The sequence below is a fragment of the Providencia sp. PROV109 genome, assembly GCF_033681625.1.
Classification (GTDB): Bacteria; Pseudomonadota; Gammaproteobacteria; order Enterobacterales; family Enterobacteriaceae; genus Providencia; species Providencia hangzhouensis.
Genome location: NZ_CP096320.1, coordinates 3,972,481 through 3,992,786 on the forward strand (window position 1 = coordinate 3,972,481; position 20,306 = coordinate 3,992,786).

Consider the following 20,306-nt stretch of genomic DNA (forward strand, 5'->3'; position numbering starts at 1 on the left):
ACTTACTTCAAATAATTTTATTTACTCGACAAGCTATGCATTGTTTCTTTTAATAAAGGATACAGCCCATTGTAAATATTAAACTGCTTGTCATAAGTATCTTGTGTTTTTTTATCTTGATTTGGTGTGAATGTGATATCTTCTGTTTTTATAATCGGTAAATCAGGGTCATTAATGCCACAGAAAAAACCAGCTCCTGTCGCACCAACCATTGCGGCGCCAAAAGCCGCTGCGTCTGCTGTTTGGGCAATATTATATTCAACCTGAAGAATATCCGCTTTAATTTGAGTCCATAATGTATTACGTGATCCACCTCCTACGCTGAGTAATTCATCTAATATCACTCCCCATTTTTCATTAGCAATATTCAAGATCTGTTTTAGACCATATGCTGTACCTTCAAATGCCGCCCTGACCATATCATCGCGAGTATGATTTAGACGTAAGCCTATCCATGCTCCCGATGCATTAACATCCCAAATAGGGCTACGTTCTCCAGCTAAATAAGGCAGATAAATTAAGCCATTGGCACCAGGTACTGATGATTTTGAAAATATTTCCAACTGTTCATGGTCATTAACTTCCGGCCAAATAGCCTGATTTAACCAACTGAATGTTCCCCCTGTTGTCGACATCGCACCATGGGCCAACCATTGATTGGGGACGATGTGGTACCGGTTCATAAAACGAGGATCAAAATTTGGCTCTTCTAAGCAAAACGTAATGACTCCCGATGTTCCTGTTGATTCAAAAGCCGTTTCAGGGTCAAGTAACCCAACCGCGAATGCTGCAGCGGCGGTATCTGCCGACCCTAAAATAATTGGCGTATTTTCTTTTAATCCCGTTTCTTGAGCGGCTTCTTTACTCACTTTACCAACCACAGAGGTGCATTGGTAAATCGGCGGCAAAATATCGTGATTAAACTTCCAATACCTTAATAATTCTTTTGACCACTTAGGAGCTTTCGCCAAAACCACTGCGCCAGAATACGCAGCTTGGGTCGGGTCAATGGCGGCTTTTTGGCTCCCTAACTTTAAAGATAAAAAACTATTAAGTAGCACGACTTTATGAACTTTTTGCATTAATTCCGGCTGTTGTTCTTGTAGCCATCCTAACGTTCCTACCCAACATGCAGACGGACTTGGGCTATTACAAGAAAGCGCCCGAACATGCGTTATATTTTCCCCAAGTGTTTGCTGTATGAAGCCTTCGGAACGCCCATCGAGGTAAGTAATCCCATTTGCGACAGGTTTATTATGTTTATCCAATAAAACCAGCGTTGGGCAAGCAACAGAGAAACTCACAGATACGATATTCTTTACTTGAGAAGTCACTTCTTTAACTGCATCTGCGGTCTTTCTCCAAAAATCATTTAAGTCAATTTCATGATTTTTGGGAGATTTGGAAATAATATTGGTATCACGTGAAGCCTTTGCCAATAATTCTCCATGGAAATTAAACGCACAAACTTTCACACTACTGCTACCTGCATCAATTCCCAAATAGACACTGTCCATCATGCTGCCTCCAACGCCTGCTTTTAATTGTTATGTATAATAATTTTAATCGCGTCACCTTTTTGAGCGGTTGCCATGGCCTCGTTAATCTCATCTAAAACAAATCGGTGAGTCACTAATTTCTCAATATCAATTAAGCCAGAAGAAATCAGTGTCAAAGCTTGTTGGTATCCTTCCCGGCTTAACGCACTAGCTCCCGTAAGAATAAGCTCGTTGTAGTGAATAATATTGACATCAATTTGCGCCATATCATCTTTTGAAAAACCAGCGAACAAGTTAACTCGCCCGCCTTTTCTAGCGAGTTCCAACGCAGGATTAACTAATCCAGGGATGCCAATGGCAATAATCACAACATCTGCCCCCACACCTTCCGTCAAGCCTTTTACGACATCCAGTAAGTTTTCTTGCTGGCTATTAACGACGCGTGTTGCACCGCAATTTAACGCAGCCTGTTGGCGCTGTTCATTGAGTTCACTCACAATAATATTTGTCGCACCTGAGAAACGTGCAAGTTGCACGTGCATTAACCCGATAGGCCCCGCACCAATAATGACCACCGTATCACCGAGCTCAATACCCACATTTTTTTGTCCATTGATACAGCAAGCTAACGGCTCAGCTAACGCTGCGGCTTCAAAAGACATCCCTTGCGGTATCTTAAAGACGTTACCCGATGACAATGCAACCTCTGGTATTCGAACATATTCCGCAAAAGCGCCGTCAAACTCATAACCGATAGCTTGGCGATTTAAACAGACATTTTCTTTACCAATTCGGCAATAAACGCAAGAACGGCATGGTACTACAGGATCAACAGCGATTGCGTCACCGACTTTTAGGTCAGTCACATTTTCACCGACTTCGACAATTTCCCCTGAAAATTCATGTCCTATTACAGAAGGGTAACGCACACCTTTAGTTTTTTTACCGGAAATAATCCGTCCGTCAGTTCCACAAATCGCGGCTGCTTTGACTTTAATAACCACATCGCCTTTACCAACTTGTGGATATTTAACGTCTGCCACTCTAAGTTCATTAGGCGCATACAATACCGCTGCTTTCATTTTTTCCTCCCCCATGCATAACAGCTATGAACGTTAGTTATTTGCCACCAGCTTGCTTATATTCCGCGATAGCTTGGTCAACCGAACAATCATCATTAATTAATGCATTCAGAGCCTTAATGACTGCTGTTGGGTTTTCGTGCTGCCATACGAAGCGCCCGTATGTCACACCACCAACACCAATATCTAATGCTTTACGTGTATTTGTTAGGAAGCTAACAAGATCACTCCCCATATCACCGCCAGCTAAAGCAACCATTGCTGGGCAGCTATCAACGACTGATTTAAATGTCTCAGGGGAACCTGACCAAAGTGTTTTGATGATATCGACACCTAGCTCAGCGCCTGCGCGAACACAGTAAGCGAGATTTTTCGCATCAAAACTATCTTCAATCATTGGACCTTTTGGATAAATATGCGCGACTAAAGGCAGTCCCGCGGAAGCAGCGGCTTTTGATACTTGACCTAAAAATGTCAATTGCTGTGCTTGTTCAGGTCCTCCCATAATACAACCGACTGAAATTGCATCTGCTCCTAAACGAATCGCTTCTTCAACGTCAGCAACGGGTGTGTCATAAGCTTCATGGTAAGGTATGGAATAACTTGTCGCTTTCATGATGATAGAAACATCGGAAGCAACATACGGAGGATAAACCTTTTCAATAATACCTTTATGCATCGTAATGGCATCAGGTGCACCCGCAACAACCTGTTTCATGACAGATTTAATATCACCAATTCCCGGTAATACACCACGTGTAATCGGATGATCCATAGTAATCGCAAGAAGGCGGCCAGATTTTTTATTTAATAATCTTTTTAAACGAATTTCTTTTCCTAAAAACATATTAATGACCTCTTTAAATCAATGAGTGAATTAATTAACTAAATTTTGAGGATGGCCAGATAAAAAGGCTTCGATATTGTCCATCATCATGTCTGATAAGGTTTGTATGGCTTCAAAACTAGCCCATGAAATATGAGGGGTAAGAATAAAATTTGATAACTGAGTTAATTTCATCATATAGCTTTCTTTTTCGGGTGGTTCTGAAATACAAACATCAAACCCAGCACCTAATATTTTATTATTTATTAGAGCGCCATATAATGCTTCTTCATTAACGATCCCACCTCGTGCTGTATTAATTAAAATACAAGATGATTTCATCTGTTCGAATTCTGAAAAGCTAATTAAATCCTTGGTGGATTTGAGTAATGGACAATGAATAGAAATAATATCACTTTTCGAAATAACATCTTCAAATGGTGTATATAGTGGGCCCATATTATTCGTTCCTTTGTATGTGGAAAACAACACCTTCATACCAAAAGCTTTTGCGATATCAGCAACTGCCTTACCTAAGACACCATCACCAATAATACCAAGCGTCGACCCAGCTAAATTATTAATTTTATAATCAAAATAACAAAACTGGCCTGATTCTTGCCAACGACCATTTCGTACTGATTGTGCATAGGCTAATAAGCTACGACGTAAGGCTAAAATCAAGGTAAACGTATGCTCAGGCACTGTATTTATTGCATAATTTCTGATGTTAGAAACTAATATATTACGCTCATTACAAGCACCAATATCAATCACATCCGTTCCTGTTGCAGCGACAGAAATGAATTTGAGTTGCTTTGCAGATTCAATAATTTTTTTAGTGATTTTTACTTTATTGGTAATAATAATTTTTGCATTTTTCACTCGCTCAATAATTTCATCTTCCGATGTTTTCCCATATAGTTCTAAACTATATTCTTTATTTATTTTCTTAATATTTATTCCTTCAGGGAAAGTGTCATGATCGAGAAACACGATTTTAACTGTCATTTTTATTACCACCCAATTAATCAACAAAATGAATGTCAATTAGACTTTTTGATTTAATAAAATTATATAATTCGCTTATCAGGAAGGCATTGTAAGAATGACTAGTTTTTAACGTGAAAAATTGAATATAATTGTGCAAATGCACAATTTGTTATGAATTCGATCACAAGAATGTGATGAATAAAAAAAATCGGCCACTTAAAACAAGTGACCGATATAAAATAAAGTGAGTTAATAATACAACATTAGAAAAAGGTCGGCATTTCCTCTATAACATCATATTTATCATCAACAAGATAAATCACTTTCCATTTATCAAATGTAATACAGGGGTGAGATGTCCCAAATATTAGTATATCGCCAACTTGGAAATCACAATTTTCATCAAAAGATAAAATGGCATGTTGGTCCATTAAACCGACTGTTTTTGCACTATTAGTTTGAAAACAGACTGGCTTACCCTCTCGATATTGCATTAGAGGCTGAGGCAAACCTGCATCAAAGGCGACATCCCTTTTACCAAAATTAACAATCGCTCGTCCTTTCTCAGGCACAGACTGAATTAATGCCACGATTTCCATCGCTGGCATTAAATCGCCATCTAACTGGCAGGCCACACTGTCCCGCATTTTCAATGCGTTCTGGGCTTCATCATAAATACCGTGGTCATGTGTAATATAGCATCCAGGGCGGATCACAAACCGAATAGGTTTAGAAAGATGAAACTCTGCCATCTTTTTACTGACCAGATCATACCAAACTGAACCTGCCCCAGTTATTAATAACTCCCCTGAATAGCGTGCAAATACACCTAAGTTATCCAGTTTTTGACTGGTGGTTAACACTCGCTGTAAAAATTGCTGTATCTCTTCAATATCCTTTTGGGCATCATCGCTATGAATAACGCCTTCGTAGAATTCAATGCCAGCAATCATTAAAGAAGGAAGTTTGGTTAACTCATTTGCCAATGTGATGGCTTCTTCTTCACTTCGACATCCACAGCGTCCACCATTAACCCCTAACTCAATCAGAACATTTATGGTTAAATCTAACGATGAAAAAATGGCAGCCAGCTGTTTTGCATGAATCACATTATCAACACAACAATAAATATTGGCTTGATTTAATTGCACTAGTTCCGCAAGTAATCGAATATTGGTTTTACCCACGACTTGATTAGCAATAATGATATTCTTAACACCTGACTCCACTGCCACCTTGGCTTGATAAGCTGTTCCTACACTTAGCCCCCATGCACCTTGAGCAATTTGTCGTTTAAAAATGGCAGGCGTCATGGTGGTCTTACCGTGTGGAGACAACGAAACATTCGCCACATTCGAATAATGCTGCATCCATGCAATGTTATTCTCCAATTCATTACGCTTTACTACCACCGCTGGTAAACACACATCCTCATGTAGGACATTCACCGAAATACCATCCTGATTTAATATGGCTGACTTATGAACTACGCCCGCCAATGCATTCAGTTTCGTCATTATCTTCCCTCAACTTGCTGGTTACTGACTTTTGGCTGTGTTTTCTCTTTCGTGAGTAATGTTTTCTAGTACTTCTTCACGACTGAGTTTATTCTTTGGTGTTATCAATGTCACAACAACCGCACAGACCAAACTGATGACTAATGCAGGGATTACTGGGTTGCCTAATTTTGCAGACCATTCTGGCGTCAAAATGATCGCTAATGATGTTGAACTTCCCGCAACCAATGCAGCAATACAACCTTGCCAGTTAAAACGATGCCAAAATTTACCCAATAACACGGTCACACACAGGCCTGACATAATCATTGAAATCATTTTTGTAATGTAGCCGATAATGTCATTTGAAGTTAATGCAAAGACAAGTGCTAACAAGATGACGCCAAGTAAGAAGATACGAGATAAATTGATCGCTTTCTCAGGTGGTGGCATCTTACCAGTTACCATCGTATAGATATCACGTAGGATAATAGAAACACCCGCGATAGCATCTGAGCTACCTGATGACATATTGGCAGACATACCTGCAATCAATACCACCATTGCTAATACGTGCGGTAAAGCGTTAGTTGCATATAAGAAAGCAAAGCTGCTGTTTTCTAAATTCGGTTCCATCACATGAGTTGCCATGCCGATAATCGCTGGTAGGAACGAAAAGCCCATATACAGTAAACCTGTAATAATAAAGGACTGACGGATAGCTTTAGTGGATGCCGCTGAATAAATACGTTGGCGATATGACGGTGTCGCTAACACACCAATACCAATGACCACAGCCAATGATATCGCAGGTAAAATGCCTAATTTACCAATACCAAATAAAGTAAAGGCGTCAGGGTCTGTACTCTTAACAACAACATCCCAACCACCGACATAACTTACCGAAGCAACCGCTAGAATGATAAATCCGAGGAATAAAACAATTGATTGCAGTGTATCAATCCATGAAACCGCTTTATAGCCACCAATCCCCACGTAAAAAACAAAGCCAACCGCGATAATGATCTTCGCAACAGTAATATCAATATCTGCCGCCCATGCTAGATATAAGCCGCCTCCAAGAATATGAGCGCCGAGCCAGCCTATCGATGCCAAGAATATTAATAGCGCAACCAAGTTTTTCACTAAACGGCTGCCGCCTGTGTAATAGCAGATCTCTTCACTCATGGTCATAAAGCGATAATTTCTTACTGGTGCAAATAGCCAAGCCGTTAGTAAGATCCCCGTCGCTCCACCAAGCCCATACAACATTCCCGCCCAGCCATTGGAATAGCCAAAACTGACTGCACCGATACTCGAGCCCGTTCCCACCATCGTCCCGACGGTTGAACCGAGAGTGAGTAGCATCGGGAGCTTTCTTCCACCAAGAATGAAATCTTCACCCGTCTTTTGATGCCTTGTGACATACCAACCCACAAACATCATCACAAATGCATATAACAAAAACCACATTAAGAAATTATTATGTTCCATAGTAGCCTCTCATCGCCTTAGCAATTAAGATTTGAATTTGCTGTTGAAGCAGGTAATATCCACTTCAACCATACAATCGACGACAAGGTCAGCGACAAAGCACACCCGTGCAGGTGGATTATCTGCAAAGAATTGCTGAAATACTTTATTAAAAGATTGGAAATAGCGCGCATCACTTAATACCACTTTCATATGCACAATATCTTGCGTCGCAAATCCCGCATCTTTCATAATGTTTAAACAATTCTCGATAGCCAATTTAGATTGAGCGATAATTCCGCCATCAATCACTTCCCCGTCAATCATGGGTGTTTGCCCTGAAACATACAGCCATCCGTCAGCTAACACGGCCTTAGCAAAAGGCAAAGATTGCCCGCCAGTACCTTTTGAGCCTTCAATTCCGAATCTTTTAATCATTTTTATCTCTCTTTTATTTATTTCTTTCTAAGAATTTACCTGCTCTATTCCCTGTCATTTCTTTTTTGGTATAGGTCAGAACACCATTAACAAACACATATTCAATACCATCCGCTTTTTGTTTTGGGTCTTGGAACGTGGCTGTTTCATTAATTTTTTTAGGGTCAAATACAACGATATCTGCAAAATAATTTTCTTGGATAAGGCCTCTATCCTTTAAAGAAAAACGTTGTGCTGACATGCCTGTCATTTTGTAAATCGCGGTGGTCATTGGGAAAAGCTGCTCATCACGGCTATAGTGGCTAATAACTCGTGGGAAAGTTCCCCAAAGGCGTGGATGTGGATTAGGGTCACGTGGTAAGCCATCAGAACCCACCATACTGCTTGGATGCTGTAACACACGACGAACATCATCTTCGTGCATTTGGAAATAAATCGCTCCCGCAGGAACAATTTTTTCAGCAACTTGGAAAACATCGCTACTCCACATAGCGGCTATTTCTTTTAATGTCTTACCCGCGACTTCAGGAAATGGTGTCGACCAAGTTACTAGAATGTCATAGTCTTCAGTAACTTGTGTGATATCTAAGTTTGATGAACCCGCACGATATGGGTAACAATCACAATTGATATCCTGCATGGCTTGGTATTTTTCAATGAGGGCAAGCGTTTCTTTTGTACGTCCCCAGTTTTTTGCACCAGCGCACTTATGGTGGGAAATTTGCACAGGAACTTTCGCATGACGGCCGATATGGAAGGCTTCATGCATCGCATCAATGATACCGTCATATTCAGTTCGCATATGAGTGGTATAAATTCCCTGATGCTCTGCTAATAATTCAGCCAACTCACAAATTTCTTCGGTCGAAGAATTAATCGCGTTACCGTAAGATAAACCAGTGCTTAGCCCTAAAGCCCCTTCATCTAACGCACAGGCCAATACTTGCTTCATATGAGCGATATTGTCTGGCGTCGCGGGCTTTAATAAGTCTGTCACACAATTATTTCTTAAGGTTGTATGCCCTATTAATGTCGCGACATTAACAGTTGGCTTCACATTATTAATTTTTTGTTTATAACTGGCTAAATCAGCAAATTGAAATTCGCTTAATTCACCTAATAAATTAATTGGGTCAGGAACTTCGTCCTTTAATGTTGCACACGCTGCACTGATACCACAATTACCGACAATAATTGTCGTTACACCTTGTGATGTTTTTTCGATATATTCAGGCTTATCAATCACAATTAAATCGTCATGAGTATGCACATCAATAAATCCAGGTGATAAAATTAAACCTGAGCAATCAATTATTTTTTCAGCATCTTCACTTATGTTTTTTGATATTTTAATAATCCGTTCATCTTTAACGGAAATATCACTGACAAACTCACTTTTACCACTACCATCTATTACAGTGGCATTTTTAAAAACATAATCGTATTTCATTTGAATATCTCTTTAAGATTAATTAGTTTGATTTTTAAATGCGATATATGCAGATATAAATGCTTTCGCTTTTTCTCTGGTTTTCTCTGGTGTTTGGCCTATTCGATAAAGATCATTTCCCAACCCTGCACCATGGCAGCCAATACTTAGGTATTCATGCAAATTATTCGGCGTGATACCTCCTACCGCATAAATGGCAATATTTTTTGGGATCACTGACATCAGCGATTTCACATAATTAACCCCAAAAGGCGCAGTAGGAAAGATTTTTAAATTAACAGCACCGGCGTCAATCGCGGTAAAAGCTTCTGTTGCTGTTGCACAACCTGGAAATATTTCCATCTTATTTTCAAGAGCAGTAGTGATCACAGAAACGTTAATATTGGGAGTGACAATAATTTTAGCGTTCATTATTGCCAACTTTTCAACATTGCTTTTATTGAGCACAGTACCGGCACCAATTTTCAATTTATCTCCATAGTTTTCAATCGCTAATGGAATACTTTTTTCCCACTCGGGAGAGTTAAGAGGAATTTCTATATAATTAAAACCTTCATCTGCAAGGATAGCGATATGTTCTAAAACTTCGTCAGGTTTTATTCCCCGTAATATTGCAATAAGCGGTATTTCATTTTTAGAATTCATAACAATCACCTAATAAAAAATCATTAATAGTATTTATTTGCATTGCGTTTCTTTTAATATTGAAATTGCACCCAATCCAGAAAAAGGCTGTTCCTTTTTATCGTCTAATAGGTGTATTTCCCCAGTAAAGTAACTATCATTTTTAATTAACTCTTTAAGTGCATCCGCTAAAATAGGTTTTCCACTAATAACAATTTTTATATCGCTAGTAATATTAAGAGCTTGGCTATGTTTTATTGCGAGTAAATCTGACGCCAAAATAGCTCCCAATAAAAAACTTGAGCGTTGGTCAAGTGTCGCTTCCGTGAAAAGGTCTAGTAGCCTCACCGAAAAACAACTTCTCGCAATCCCTACTTGCAGACTAAGCTCAGCACCTTTGCGTAAATATTCTTTATCTAAATATTGAACAAACTGGTGTTCTAAAGAACTGGCTAAGATAGTCTGGTGCGTTAATGTATCGAAAATTTCCCCTGCCATCGTTGTTGCCAATGCAACCACATTATTATTTTCATCAAGACGTACAAACTTAGAATGTGACCCGGGCAAAATGACTAAGGCTGGGCCAAGATCCGGTTGCTGTGTTAAAATGCCAAAAACTTCAACTTCTTCACCGCGCATTACATCTATACTTTCAATTGAATCAAACGTCATATTTGCCACGTTATTTTTAACGCCTGGTATAAAAATAATCGGTTTTTCACTGATCTCTTTGATAACACAAGGCATTGTAGCCTTAGCAAGTTGCTGCATTGAAACAGGAGTCACTTGGTGAGGTAAGTGACACAGCCCAATTTCGGATGTAATCATACCTGATGCAACGAGCTGATAATTTTCTCTTTCTTCAGCACTCACCCCTGACAACAGCTTATCTAGTACTGTTTTTATCGATTGAATTAACAGCGTTTTATCGCCATTTTTTGCACAATCCCTAATACCAACTTCAACACTTTGTTCACGAACAACCGTGTTATTTTTCCATGCTCTAACTCGGGTATTCGTTGTCCCTGTATCAATGGTCACTATCAACATGTTTATCCCTTTAAAATAACGGAACATCGTTCCTTTTTTAATAACATACATTAAAAATTAGGAATGTCGTTCCGATTTTGTAAGAATAACGACAGCGATCACAATCAAAAAGTCAAACTCAATGAAGATCAATACATTACGTACTGCATGTTTTTTCAGAGAAAAAGGTAACATCGAGGTAAAAATGGAACGGCGTTTAAAAAATGAGTACAATGAGAGGGCTTAGCGTGAGTGAGGAACCTACGATGACGAAAGAAAGTCAAGCAAACTCGTCGAGTATCGACAGAGTACTGACCATACTTGAAGAGATTAGTAACCATTCTGACGGAATTTCTTTGGCCGAATTGGTCAAAAATACGGAGATTCCAAAAACCACGGCTTTTCGCGTATTAGAAACACTAAAAGAGCGTCAATATGTCAGCTTAGACCATCTTACAGAACGCTATAACCTTGACTTAAAAAGCCTCGAATTAGGCATTAAAGGCTTAATGAATGTTAATTTAGTTGAAGTTTCAATCCCTTATTTAAAAACGTTGTCGAGTTCAACGTTTGAAACTTGCTTTTTAGGAGTTTATAACAGTGGCCATGTGGTCTACCTCTATAAAAGTGAAGGAACGCTATCCATTCAAACCTCCGCAAAACTGGGTGCTCGACTACCCGCTTATTGTACTGGTATAGGGAAAGCTTTATTAGCCTTCCAGCCGTTAGAAGAAATTGATGCTGTATTAGATAAACCATTAACCAAATACACTGAAAAAACAGTTATCGACCGCATGAAATTGTATGAAGTTTTGGCTGATATTCGTTTAAAAGGCTTTTCTTTAGATGATGAAGAAAATGAAGAAGGGCTCACCTGTGTGGCAAGGCCGATATTTAATTATACCGGTAATATTATCGGCGCGATTAGTGTCGCTGGGCCGACTCACAGAATGGTTTCCAAAATAGACCGTGTTAATGAAGAACTTGCCCACGTTTGCTTACTGATTTCCCGCCGCCTTGGCTATATTGAGCCAACCAACACTAAATAAAACAAAAAACCCCATCTCCTATGAGATGGGGCGCCAAAATAGCAATATTTGTTGTTTACACAAGAACAAGTTGTACAAAAGCAATGTATTGGCCCACCTCCTTGTGGAACCCAAACCTAATGGCGATTTCTCACCAATTGATACCGACGAGTCAGGTATTCGATAGGTGCACTCCAAATGTGCACTAAACGGCAGAATGGGAAGAGTAAAAATATCGTCATCCCCAACACAATATGCAGTTTAAAAACAATGCCAACCCCTTCAAGGTAATTGGATGCCCCCCAATGGAATGTCACAATAGACTGTGCCCATCCCACTAATTTCAACATTTCGCTACCATCCATATGTTGTGCTGAGAATGGAATGGTGAGTAATCCTAAGCAAACTTGCACCACCAGCAAGGTTAAGATCATGATGTCACCAAAGGATGAAGTTGCTCTCACTCGTGGGTTTGTCAGGCGGCGCTTCAATAGCATCGCGCCACCAATTAACATCATCACACCTGCTGATCCCCCACCAATCATCGCCATTAACTGCTTAATGTGCATTGGCAGAAAAGATTCATACATCCAATGAGGCGTTAACATACCTAAAAAGTGCCCGACAAAAATCCCAATAATCCCCAAATGGAATAAGTTTGATGCCAAACGCATGTTCTTTTTATCCAACATTTGGCTGGAACCCGCTCGCCACGTGTATTGCCCGTAATCGTAACGTAACCAACTACCGACAATAAATACCGTCCCAGCGATATAGGGGTAAATATCGAAGAAAAATTGATTGATAAAATTCATTTTTGAACTCCTACATGGCTGCCCACACTGAGATCCAAATACTGTGGTACCACCGCATTGGCGAAGCGATGTTGATGCGCTGCAACTTCGCTACCACATGTTTTTTCATCGGCAAAAAATTTCACTTGCTCCTCTTCCCAAACTGCATCTAGCGCCTCTGGGGTATCATCCCGTACTTCGGTTGCTACTTGTTTGCTTAATTGCTCCGCAGCAATGTCGCTATGGGAAAGCTCAAGTAAAAAATCAAATAAAACAGAGAAACGGCTTTCTCGCTGTTTCAACCTTTCCCCTAACAGCGCTAAAATTGGCGCAATATCCTGTAGCCCCTCGATAGTTTCATCGGTCGGTAATGCCGTGAGGTATTCCAAATAAATGGGCAAATGATCGGGTAATTCACGGCAATCAATTTGCAAACCCTGTTGCTGATATTGAGCCATTAAATCAACCATCGCTTGCCCTCGGTCTCGGGATTCGCCATGTACATGCTCAAATAGCAATAATGATGTCGCGCGTCCTCTATCAAACAGTTCACAATATTGCGCCTGCATATCAAGTAAGTCTTCGCTGAGATACTCACGCACAAACACCATCAGTTGAACAGCCCGTGTGACAGGCAGCTCATCAGCCTGTTCTAGCGCTTCAATGAGCTCATCACGATGCAACCAAAGCGCTTCCGAAGGGTATTCCAATAACCGAGAAATCACTTTTAGTGTCATCATAGTGCTTTCTCCTGATTATTTTTTGGTGTGATATCAATGGCGTCAATGCGCCTGCTATTAAATAAATTCGCTTTGCTATCGCTGCCATGGCAACCATCACCAAAACTAAAGCCACAAGCTTTCGCTTCAGGGAATGCTTCACGCGCCAATTCTCGATGACTGGATGGAATGACAAAACGGTCTTCATAGTTAGCAATGGCTAAATAGCGGTACATTTCTTGTGCCTGAGCTTGTGTTAAGCCGACTTGCTCTAATGCACTGGTATCACATTGGTTTTCCACGGTTTCTGCCCGTTTGAAATGGCGCATCGCTAACATACGTTTTAACGCCAATAACACCGGTTCGGTATCCCCTGCGGTTAACAAATTCGCAAGGTATTGCACTGGAATGCGTAAACTTTCGACATCCGGCAATACACCTTTATTAGCTAATAGCCCTGAATCCGCCACTGACTGGATCGGTGACAAAGGTGGTACATACCACACCATTGGTAACGTGCGGTATTCAGGGTGTAATGGCAGAGCTAAGCGCCATTCCATCGCCATTTTGTACACTGGAGATTTCTGTGCCGCATCGATCACACTTAATGGGATCCCTTGTTTTTGCGCTTCTTCAATCACTTTTGGATCATGGGGATCAAGGAAAACATCAAGTTGGCTCTGGTAAAGGTCGGTTTCCTTTTCGACACTGGCAGCCGACTCAATTTTATCGGCGTCATACAGCAATACCCCTAAATAGCGGATACGACCAACACAGGTTTCAGAGCAAACCGTTGGCATACCTGACTCAATACGTGGGTAACAGAAAATACATTTTTCTGATTTACCGCTTTTCCAATTGAAATAGATTTTTTTATACGGGCAACCAGTTAAGCACATACGCCAGCCACGGCATTTGTCTTGGTCAATCAAAACAATACCGTCTTCTGAGCGCTTATAAATTGCACCACTTGGGCAGGTCGCGACGCAAGCTGGGTTTAAACAATGTTCACACAGGCGTGGCAAATACATCATGAACGTATTTTCAAACTGCCCATACATCTCTTTTTGAATATGTTCAAAGTTTTTATCTTGGGCTCGTTTGGCGAATTCACCGCCTAAATCATCTTCCCAGTTTGGTCCCATTTTCACGTTACTCATTCGCTCACCAGTAATTAATGAACGAGGGCGTGCTGTCGGTACGTGCTTATCTTCTTTAGCATTTTTTAAATGGCCGTAGTCATAATTAAACGGCTCATAATAATCATCCAAAGCAGGTACATCTGGGTTAGCGAAGATTTTTGATAAAACGCCAACTTTGTTCCCCATACGTGGAACCAATTTACCCTTAATGGTGCGGATCCAGCCTCCTTTCCATTTTTCTTGGTCTTCCCAATTATGGGGGTAACCAATACCTGGTTTGGTTTCGACGTTATTAAACCATGCGTATTCTACCCCTTCGCGGCTAGTCCACACGTTTTTACAGGTCACTGAGCAAGTGTGACAACCAATACATTTATCAAGGTTTAGCACCATGCCGACTTGAGAACGAATTTTCATTATGCTTTCTCCTTTCCGCTCAAGGTCTGCTGGTAGGCATCACCTTCACCATCCAGCCAGTCAACCTGTTTCATTTTGCGAACAACCACAAATTCATCACGATTAGAACCTACGGTTCCGTAATAATTGAAGCTATAGGCAAGGTGCGCATAGCCGCCGATCATATGCGTAGGTTTCGGGCAAACACGCGTGACCGAATTATGAATTCCGCCACGTTGAGCCGTAACTTCAGAGCCTGGTAAGTTGATCAGTCGTTCTTGGGCGTGGTACATCATGATCATGCCATCAGGAATACGTTGGCTAACGATCGCTTTAGCGGTTAATGCACCATTACTGTTAAAAGCTTCAACCCAATCGTTATCTTCAACACCCAGTTCGCGGGCATCTTCTTCGCTAAGCCAAACAACTGGACCACCGCGGCCTAACGTCAACATTAATAAGTTGTCGCTGTAAGTAGAGTGGATCCCCCATTTTTGGTGCGGTGTTAAAAAGTTCAGTGCTTTTTCTGGGAATCCATTGGATTTTTTCCCCATAAGTGGCTGAGCCGCTCGAGTGTCAATTGGTGGACGATACACCACAAGGCTTTCCCCAAAGGCGCGCATCCATTCGTGATCTTGATATAATTGCTGACGACCACTGAGCGTCCGCCATGGGATCATTTCATGCACGTTGGTGTAACAGGCATTGTAGGAAACATGTTCATCTTCCAACCCTGACCATGTAGGGCTTGAGATAATTTTACGCGGCTGCGCAACAATATCGCGAAAACGGATTTTTTCGTCTTCTTTATAACGAGCAAGATGAGTATGGTCGCGGCCCGTTACTTTGCTTAATGCATCCCATGCTTTTACTGCCACTTGCCCATTGGTTTCAGGTGCAAGTGTTAAAATGACTTCCGCGGCATCAATTGCCGTTTCAATTTTTGGCCGCCCAGCATTGGTACCGTCAGGCTGGGTTTTATTGAGTTTTTTCAAGAAATCAATTTCATCTTGTGTATTCCAATTGATCCCTTTACCACCATTACCCAATTTATCCATCAATGGGCCAAGAGAGGTAAAACGTGCATAAGTATTTGGGTAGTCACGCTCAACACAGATAATATGCGGCGCTGTTTTCCCTGGAATAAGCTCGCATTGCCCTTTTTTCCAATCTCTAACATCAAAAGGCTGTGCCATCTCGGCTGCACTATCATGTTGAATCGGCAGCGTCACCACATCCGTTTCTTTGCCTAAGTGCCCAACGCTGACCTCAGAAAATGCTTTGGCAATCCCCTTATAAATTTCCCAATCGCTTTTGGATTCCCAAGCTGGGTCGACTGCAGCTGATAATGGGTGAATAAATGGATGCATATCCGAGGTATTCATATCGTCTTTTTCATACCAAGTAGCAGTCGGTAAAATAACGTCCGAGAACAGGCAGGTGCTCGACATTCTGAAGTCGAGAGTCACCACTAAGTCAACTTTCCCTTCTGCCGCTTTATCTTGCCATTCCACTTCTTCTGGTTTGACGCCGCCTTGTTGGCCTAAGTCTTTGCCTTGAATACCATTTTCAGTACCCAATAAATATTTCAATAAATATTCATGGCCTTTCCCTGCGGAACCCAATAAATTTGAACGCCAAATAAACAGATTTCGTGGGAAATTTTGAGGGTCATCAGGTTGCTCTGAAGCAAAGCGAATATTCCCTTCTTTCAACTGTTTAACAGTATAATCAGTGGGTGACATTCCTTCACTTTGTGCATTCTTCGCAATATTCAATGGGTTGACATTTAATTGTGGTGCTGACGGCAGCCACCCCATGCGTTCTGCACGTACATTCATATCAACCAAACTGCCGCTAAAGGCTTGCTTATCGGCTAGAGGCGATAACAACTCTTCTGTTGCGACTGTTTCATAACGCCATTGGCTTGAATGGTTATAAAAGAAAGATGTGCTATTCATATGGCGAGGTGGGCGCTGCCAGTCCAAACCAAAGGCTAAAGGTAACCAACCCGTTTGTGGCCGTAATTTCTCTTGCCCAACATAATGAGACCAGCCACCGCCGCTTTGCCCAACGCAACCACAGAAAATCAACATATTGATAATCGCACGATAGGTCATATCCATGTGATACCAATGGTTAATCCCTGCGCCAACAATCACCATAGAACGGCCATGGGTTTTCTCTGCGGTATCGGCAAACTCACGCGCTATGCGAATAATATTTTGGCGGCTAACCCCTGTGACTTTTTCCGCCCACGCAGGTGAATACGCTTTCATATCATCGTAATCAACCACACAGTTTTCATCACCAAAACCACGGTCAATACCGTAGTTCGCTAGCATTAAATCATAAACACTAGTAACCAATGATTCGCTACCATCAGCTAACTGAATACGTTTAGCGGGCAGTTTATGTAATAAAACATCTTTAAGTTCAACATGCTGGAAGTGCTCACTTTCTAAGCCACCAAAGTAAGGAAAACCAACATCGACAAATTCATCATGGCTATCTGCCAAGCTGAGTTTCATTTTAATGTTATGTGCATCTTGTCCAGCACGCGGTTCTAAATTCCATTTTTGGCCACCATCCCAACGGAATCCCATTGAACCTTGTGGAGCACATAATTCACCTGTCTCTTCATCAATCGCAATAGTTTTCCATTCGGCATTTTTTTCTTCGCCTAATGAATTATGTAAATCAGATGCCCGTAGCATGCGGCCTGCGGCATAAGAACCATCTTCACGCTTATCTAGCATGACAAGCATCGGCATATCGGTATAAGTGCGCACATATTCACGGAAGTATTCCGCTTCACGTTTTACATGGAATTCATTGAGGATCACATGCCCCATCGCCATTGCCATGGCGCTATCCGTTCCTTGTTTCGGGTTCAACCAATGGTCACATAATTTGGCAATTTCCGCGTAGTCTGGCGTCACCGCGACCGTTTTCGTCCCTTTATAACGCACTTCTGCAAAAAAGTGTGCGTCTGGCGTACGCGTTTGCGGTACGTTAGAACCCCAAGCAATAATATAAGACGAGTTGTACCAATCCGCTGATTCAGGTACGTCAGTTTGTTCGCCCCACGTCATGGGTGACGCAGGTGGCAAGTCACAATACCAGTCATAAAAACTTAAGCATGAGCCACCAATTAACGATAAATAGCGAGCACCCGAGGCGTAGGAAACCATCGACATCGCGGGAATTGGTGAAAAGCCAACAATGCGGTCAGGACCAAATTCTTTAATCGTCGCGACGTTCGCTGCCGCAATCAGTTCATTCACCTCCTGCCAGCTTGAGCGAACAAAACCACCACGACCACGAGCTTGTTTATAGCTTTGTGCCTTCTGCGGGTCATTGATAATAGATAGCCACGCTGCAACAGGGTCTTGCTGCTCCGCTTTTGCTTCACGCCATAGTTTAAGTAAGCGCTTACGCATCATTGGGTATTTAACACGGTTTGCGCTATATAAATACCAAGAGTAACTCGCACCACGAGGGCATCCTCTCGGCTCATGATCAGGTAAATCTGGGCGAGTTCGTGGGTAATCCGTCTGTTGAGTTTCCCAAGTCACTAACCCATTTTTGACATAAATCTTCCAGCTACAAGAGCCCGTACAATTGACACCATGGGTGGAACGCACGACTTTGTCATGCTGCCAGCGGCTACGATAACCATCTTCCCAATCACGGTTTACATTTAACTCTTGCCCGTGATCACCTGAAAAGGTTTCGCCCAACTGCTTAAAATACCGAAATCTATCTAAAAACTTGCTCATCGGATTGCCTCCAAAGAGACGGCGACCGGCGCCGTACATTGCTAAAATTGATTTTTATGACTTGTTATTATTTGTGTTTACGGCCGTATACCAGCCATGTGATAAACACACAGGAAAGATAAAATATAAAAAACACTTTCATTGCATCTGCCGGTGAACCCGTCAGTGTTAATGATGTACCGAACGCTTTTGGAATAAAGAAGCCACCTATTGCACCAATAGCAGAGATAAACCCTAAAGCTGCAGCACTTTCTGTTACCGCCTCTTTTTGGGCTTCTTGCTCTGAAGCTCCTCTTAAGATGGCTTTGTCCATGGTTAATTTACGAAAAACAACAGCAATCATTTGGAAGGTTGAGCCACTGCCTAGCCCTGCTGTTAAAAACAGCACCATAAATACGCCATAAAACGCCCCGAAAGAGCCTCCTTGACCGTTTTCTGGTAACGTAAAAAACAGCAAGCCGGAGAAAACAGCCATGACCACAAAGTTCAGTAATGTGACTTTCACACCACCAAAACGGTCAGATAACATGCCACCGACTGGGCGAGCTAACGCACCGAGGAAAGGGCCAAAAAAGGCAAACTTCAAGATAATGACGTCTGGAAACTGGGTTTTCGATAACATCGCGAAACCAGCAGAAAAACCGATAAACGAGCCGAATGTCGCCAGATATAACAGGCTTAATACCCATAGATGGCCACGTTTCAAAACAGGTAATTGTGCTTTAAGAGATGCCTTATTAGCCGCTAAGTCATTCATGCCAAACCAAGCCATCACCGTAAAAAGCAGTAGAAATGGCACCCAAATCCAAGCAGCATTTTCTAACCACAACGTTGAGCCATCAGGCTGAGCCGCTCCAGTCCCACCAACGAAAGTAAATACACCAACACCAACGATAAAAGGCGCCACCAATTGCATGACGCTGACCCCTAAATTTCCTAGCCCACCATTCAGGCCAAGTGCACCGCCTTGGCGAGCTTTAGGGAAAAAGAAGCTGATATTGGCCATGCTGGATGCAAAGTTAGCGCCGGCAAAACCACAAAGTAGGGAAATAATGACAAAGACTTGATAAGGCGTGGCAGGGTTTTGAATCGCATAACCTAGCCAAATACATGGGATCACTAAAAACAGCGTACTAATAGCAGTCCAACGGCGCCCACCAAAAATAGGAATAACGAATGAATAAGGGACTCTTAATAAAGCACCTGAAACGGAAGGTAATGCGGTTAATAAAAATAATTGGTCTGTCGTAAAATTAAAACCCACTTTATTTAAATTAACCGCAACTGCACTAAATAACATCCATACGCAAAATGCGAGCAATAAACATGGAATAGAAATCCATAAATTACGATTGGCAATACGCTGCCCTGTTTGCTGCCAAAACCGAGTATCTTCAGGACGCCAATCCTGTATAACACCATTATTTGACTGTGCAGCTACACTATTAACATTATCTCGTTGAGACATAAATCACCCCGATAAATACAATTTCTGCTCGCAGTGTGTGGCGAATAGACCACCGTGAAGCTGATCT

At 41.6% G+C, this 20,306-nt stretch carries 16 protein-coding genes; 1 reads left to right on the forward strand and 15 read right to left on the reverse strand.

Annotated features, from left to right (window positions below; all coding sequences use genetic code 11):
• Positions 1–17: 17 nt before the first annotated feature.
• The 10 genes from M1F25_RS18395 to M1F25_RS18440 all read right to left on the reverse strand — a co-directional run bounded on the left by M1F25_RS18395 (position 18) and on the right by M1F25_RS18440 (position 10,931).
• Positions 18–1,520: a xylulokinase gene (locus M1F25_RS18395; RefSeq protein WP_096864455.1), complete on the reverse strand. Its 1,503-nt coding sequence runs from the start codon at positions 1,518–1,520 to the stop codon at positions 18–20.
• Between the two features lie 20 nt (positions 1,521–1,540).
• On the reverse strand, positions 1,541–2,581 hold the full coding sequence (locus M1F25_RS18400) for a zinc-dependent dehydrogenase (RefSeq protein ID WP_036958064.1): 1,041 nt from the start codon (positions 2,579–2,581) through the stop codon (positions 1,541–1,543).
• A 37-nt stretch (positions 2,582–2,618) separates the two neighbouring features.
• Positions 2,619–3,428, reverse strand: a complete 810-nt coding sequence (locus M1F25_RS18405) for a class I fructose-bisphosphate aldolase (RefSeq protein WP_004259316.1) — start codon at positions 3,426–3,428, stop codon at positions 2,619–2,621.
• Positions 3,429–3,458: 30 nt separating this feature from the next.
• A complete protein-coding gene (locus M1F25_RS18410) occupies positions 3,459–4,418 on the reverse strand; it encodes a D-2-hydroxyacid dehydrogenase (RefSeq protein ID WP_181488711.1) in 960 nt (319 codons plus the stop codon).
• 245 nt (positions 4,419–4,663) lie between these two features.
• Positions 4,664–5,917 carry an amino acid deaminase gene (locus M1F25_RS18415; RefSeq protein ID WP_181488713.1) on the reverse strand — a complete coding sequence of 418 codons (1,254 nt, stop codon included), beginning with the start codon at positions 5,915–5,917 and terminating at the stop codon, positions 4,664–4,666.
• Positions 5,918–5,938: 21 nt separating this feature from the next.
• Positions 5,939–7,390: a sodium:solute symporter family protein gene (locus M1F25_RS18420; RefSeq protein ID WP_181488715.1), complete on the reverse strand. Its 1,452-nt coding sequence runs from the start codon at positions 7,388–7,390 to the stop codon at positions 5,939–5,941.
• Between the two features lie 24 nt (positions 7,391–7,414).
• Positions 7,415–7,807 carry a RidA family protein gene (locus M1F25_RS18425; RefSeq protein WP_004259329.1) on the reverse strand — a complete coding sequence of 131 codons (393 nt, stop codon included), beginning with the start codon at positions 7,805–7,807 and terminating at the stop codon, positions 7,415–7,417.
• Between the two features lie 13 nt (positions 7,808–7,820).
• Positions 7,821–9,257, reverse strand: a complete 1,437-nt coding sequence (locus M1F25_RS18430; protein WP_181488717.1) for an N-acyl-D-amino-acid deacylase family protein — start codon at positions 9,255–9,257, stop codon at positions 7,821–7,823.
• Positions 9,258–9,275: 18 nt separating this feature from the next.
• A complete protein-coding gene (locus M1F25_RS18435; RefSeq protein ID WP_115168032.1) occupies positions 9,276–9,902 on the reverse strand; it encodes a 2-dehydro-3-deoxy-6-phosphogalactonate aldolase in 627 nt (208 codons plus the stop codon).
• A 33-nt stretch (positions 9,903–9,935) separates the two neighbouring features.
• A complete protein-coding gene (locus M1F25_RS18440; protein ID WP_181488719.1) occupies positions 9,936–10,931 on the reverse strand; it encodes a 2-dehydro-3-deoxygalactonokinase in 996 nt (331 codons plus the stop codon).
• A gap of 245 nt (positions 10,932–11,176) precedes the next feature.
• On the opposite strand from M1F25_RS18440, the gene M1F25_RS18445 reads away from it, so the two are divergent.
• Complete coding sequence (locus M1F25_RS18445; protein ID WP_036958066.1) at positions 11,177–11,959, forward strand: IclR family transcriptional regulator; 783 nt, start codon at positions 11,177–11,179, stop codon at positions 11,957–11,959.
• A gap of 116 nt (positions 11,960–12,075) precedes the next feature.
• On the opposite strand, the gene narI is transcribed toward M1F25_RS18445, so the two are convergent.
• The 5 genes from narI to M1F25_RS18470 all read right to left on the reverse strand — a co-directional run bounded on the left by narI (position 12,076) and on the right by M1F25_RS18470 (position 20,239).
• Positions 12,076–12,753, reverse strand: a complete 678-nt coding sequence (gene narI / locus M1F25_RS18450; RefSeq protein WP_004259342.1) for a respiratory nitrate reductase subunit gamma — start codon at positions 12,751–12,753, stop codon at positions 12,076–12,078.
• The gene (gene narJ, locus M1F25_RS18455; protein ID WP_181488721.1) at positions 12,750–13,472 is read right to left on the reverse strand and encodes a nitrate reductase molybdenum cofactor assembly chaperone; all 723 of its coding nucleotides are present in this window, start codon (positions 13,470–13,472) and stop codon (positions 12,750–12,752) included. The genes narI and narJ overlap by 4 nt, the downstream gene beginning before the upstream one ends.
• Positions 13,469–15,010 carry a nitrate reductase subunit beta gene (gene narH, locus M1F25_RS18460; protein ID WP_094962391.1) on the reverse strand — a complete coding sequence of 514 codons (1,542 nt, stop codon included), beginning with the start codon at positions 15,008–15,010 and terminating at the stop codon, positions 13,469–13,471. The genes narJ and narH overlap by 4 nt, the downstream gene beginning before the upstream one ends.
• The gene (locus M1F25_RS18465; protein ID WP_181488723.1) at positions 15,010–18,771 is read right to left on the reverse strand and encodes a nitrate reductase subunit alpha; all 3,762 of its coding nucleotides are present in this window, start codon (positions 18,769–18,771) and stop codon (positions 15,010–15,012) included. The genes narH and M1F25_RS18465 overlap by 1 nt, the downstream gene beginning before the upstream one ends.
• Positions 18,772–18,838: 67 nt before the next feature.
• On the reverse strand, positions 18,839–20,239 hold the full coding sequence (locus M1F25_RS18470; RefSeq protein ID WP_094962389.1) for a NarK family nitrate/nitrite MFS transporter: 1,401 nt from the start codon (positions 20,237–20,239) through the stop codon (positions 18,839–18,841).
• Positions 20,240–20,306 lie beyond the last annotated feature (67 nt).

Bases quoted from the DNA above. Each gene is read 5' to 3' on its own strand.
- M1F25_RS18425 (WP_004259329.1), bottom strand. From the start codon at position 7,807: ATGATTAAAAGATTCGGAATTGAAGGCTCAAAAGGTACTGGCGGGCAA.
- M1F25_RS18470 (WP_094962389.1), bottom strand. From the start codon at position 20,239: ATGTCTCAACGAGATAATGTTAATAGTGTAGCTGCACAGTCAAATAAT.
- narJ (WP_181488721.1), bottom strand. From the start codon at position 13,472: ATGATGACACTAAAAGTGATTTCTCGGTTATTGGAATACCCTTCGGAA.
- M1F25_RS18445 (WP_036958066.1), top strand. From the start codon at position 11,177: ATGACGAAAGAAAGTCAAGCAAACTCGTCGAGTATCGACAGAGTACTG.
- narH (WP_094962391.1), bottom strand. From the start codon at position 15,010: ATGAAAATTCGTTCTCAAGTCGGCATGGTGCTAAACCTTGATAAATGT.
- narI (WP_004259342.1), bottom strand. From the start codon at position 12,753: ATGAATTTTATCAATCAATTTTTCTTCGATATTTACCCCTATATCGCT.
- M1F25_RS18405 (WP_004259316.1), bottom strand. From the start codon at position 3,428: ATGTTTTTAGGAAAAGAAATTCGTTTAAAAAGATTATTAAATAAAAAA.
- M1F25_RS18400 (WP_036958064.1), bottom strand. From the start codon at position 2,581: ATGAAAGCAGCGGTATTGTATGCGCCTAATGAACTTAGAGTGGCAGAC.
- M1F25_RS18410 (WP_181488711.1), bottom strand. From the start codon at position 4,418: ATGACAGTTAAAATCGTGTTTCTCGATCATGACACTTTCCCTGAAGGA.
- M1F25_RS18435 (WP_115168032.1), bottom strand. From the start codon at position 9,902: ATGAATTCTAAAAATGAAATACCGCTTATTGCAATATTACGGGGAATA.
- M1F25_RS18420 (WP_181488715.1), bottom strand. From the start codon at position 7,390: ATGGAACATAATAATTTCTTAATGTGGTTTTTGTTATATGCATTTGTG.
- M1F25_RS18465 (WP_181488723.1), bottom strand. From the start codon at position 18,771: ATGAGCAAGTTTTTAGATAGATTTCGGTATTTTAAGCAGTTGGGCGAA.
- M1F25_RS18440 (WP_181488719.1), bottom strand. From the start codon at position 10,931: ATGTTGATAGTGACCATTGATACAGGGACAACGAATACCCGAGTTAGA.
- M1F25_RS18415 (WP_181488713.1), bottom strand. From the start codon at position 5,917: ATGACGAAACTGAATGCATTGGCGGGCGTAGTTCATAAGTCAGCCATA.
- M1F25_RS18395 (WP_096864455.1), bottom strand. From the start codon at position 1,520: ATGATGGACAGTGTCTATTTGGGAATTGATGCAGGTAGCAGTAGTGTG.
- M1F25_RS18430 (WP_181488717.1), bottom strand. From the start codon at position 9,257: ATGAAATACGATTATGTTTTTAAAAATGCCACTGTAATAGATGGTAGT.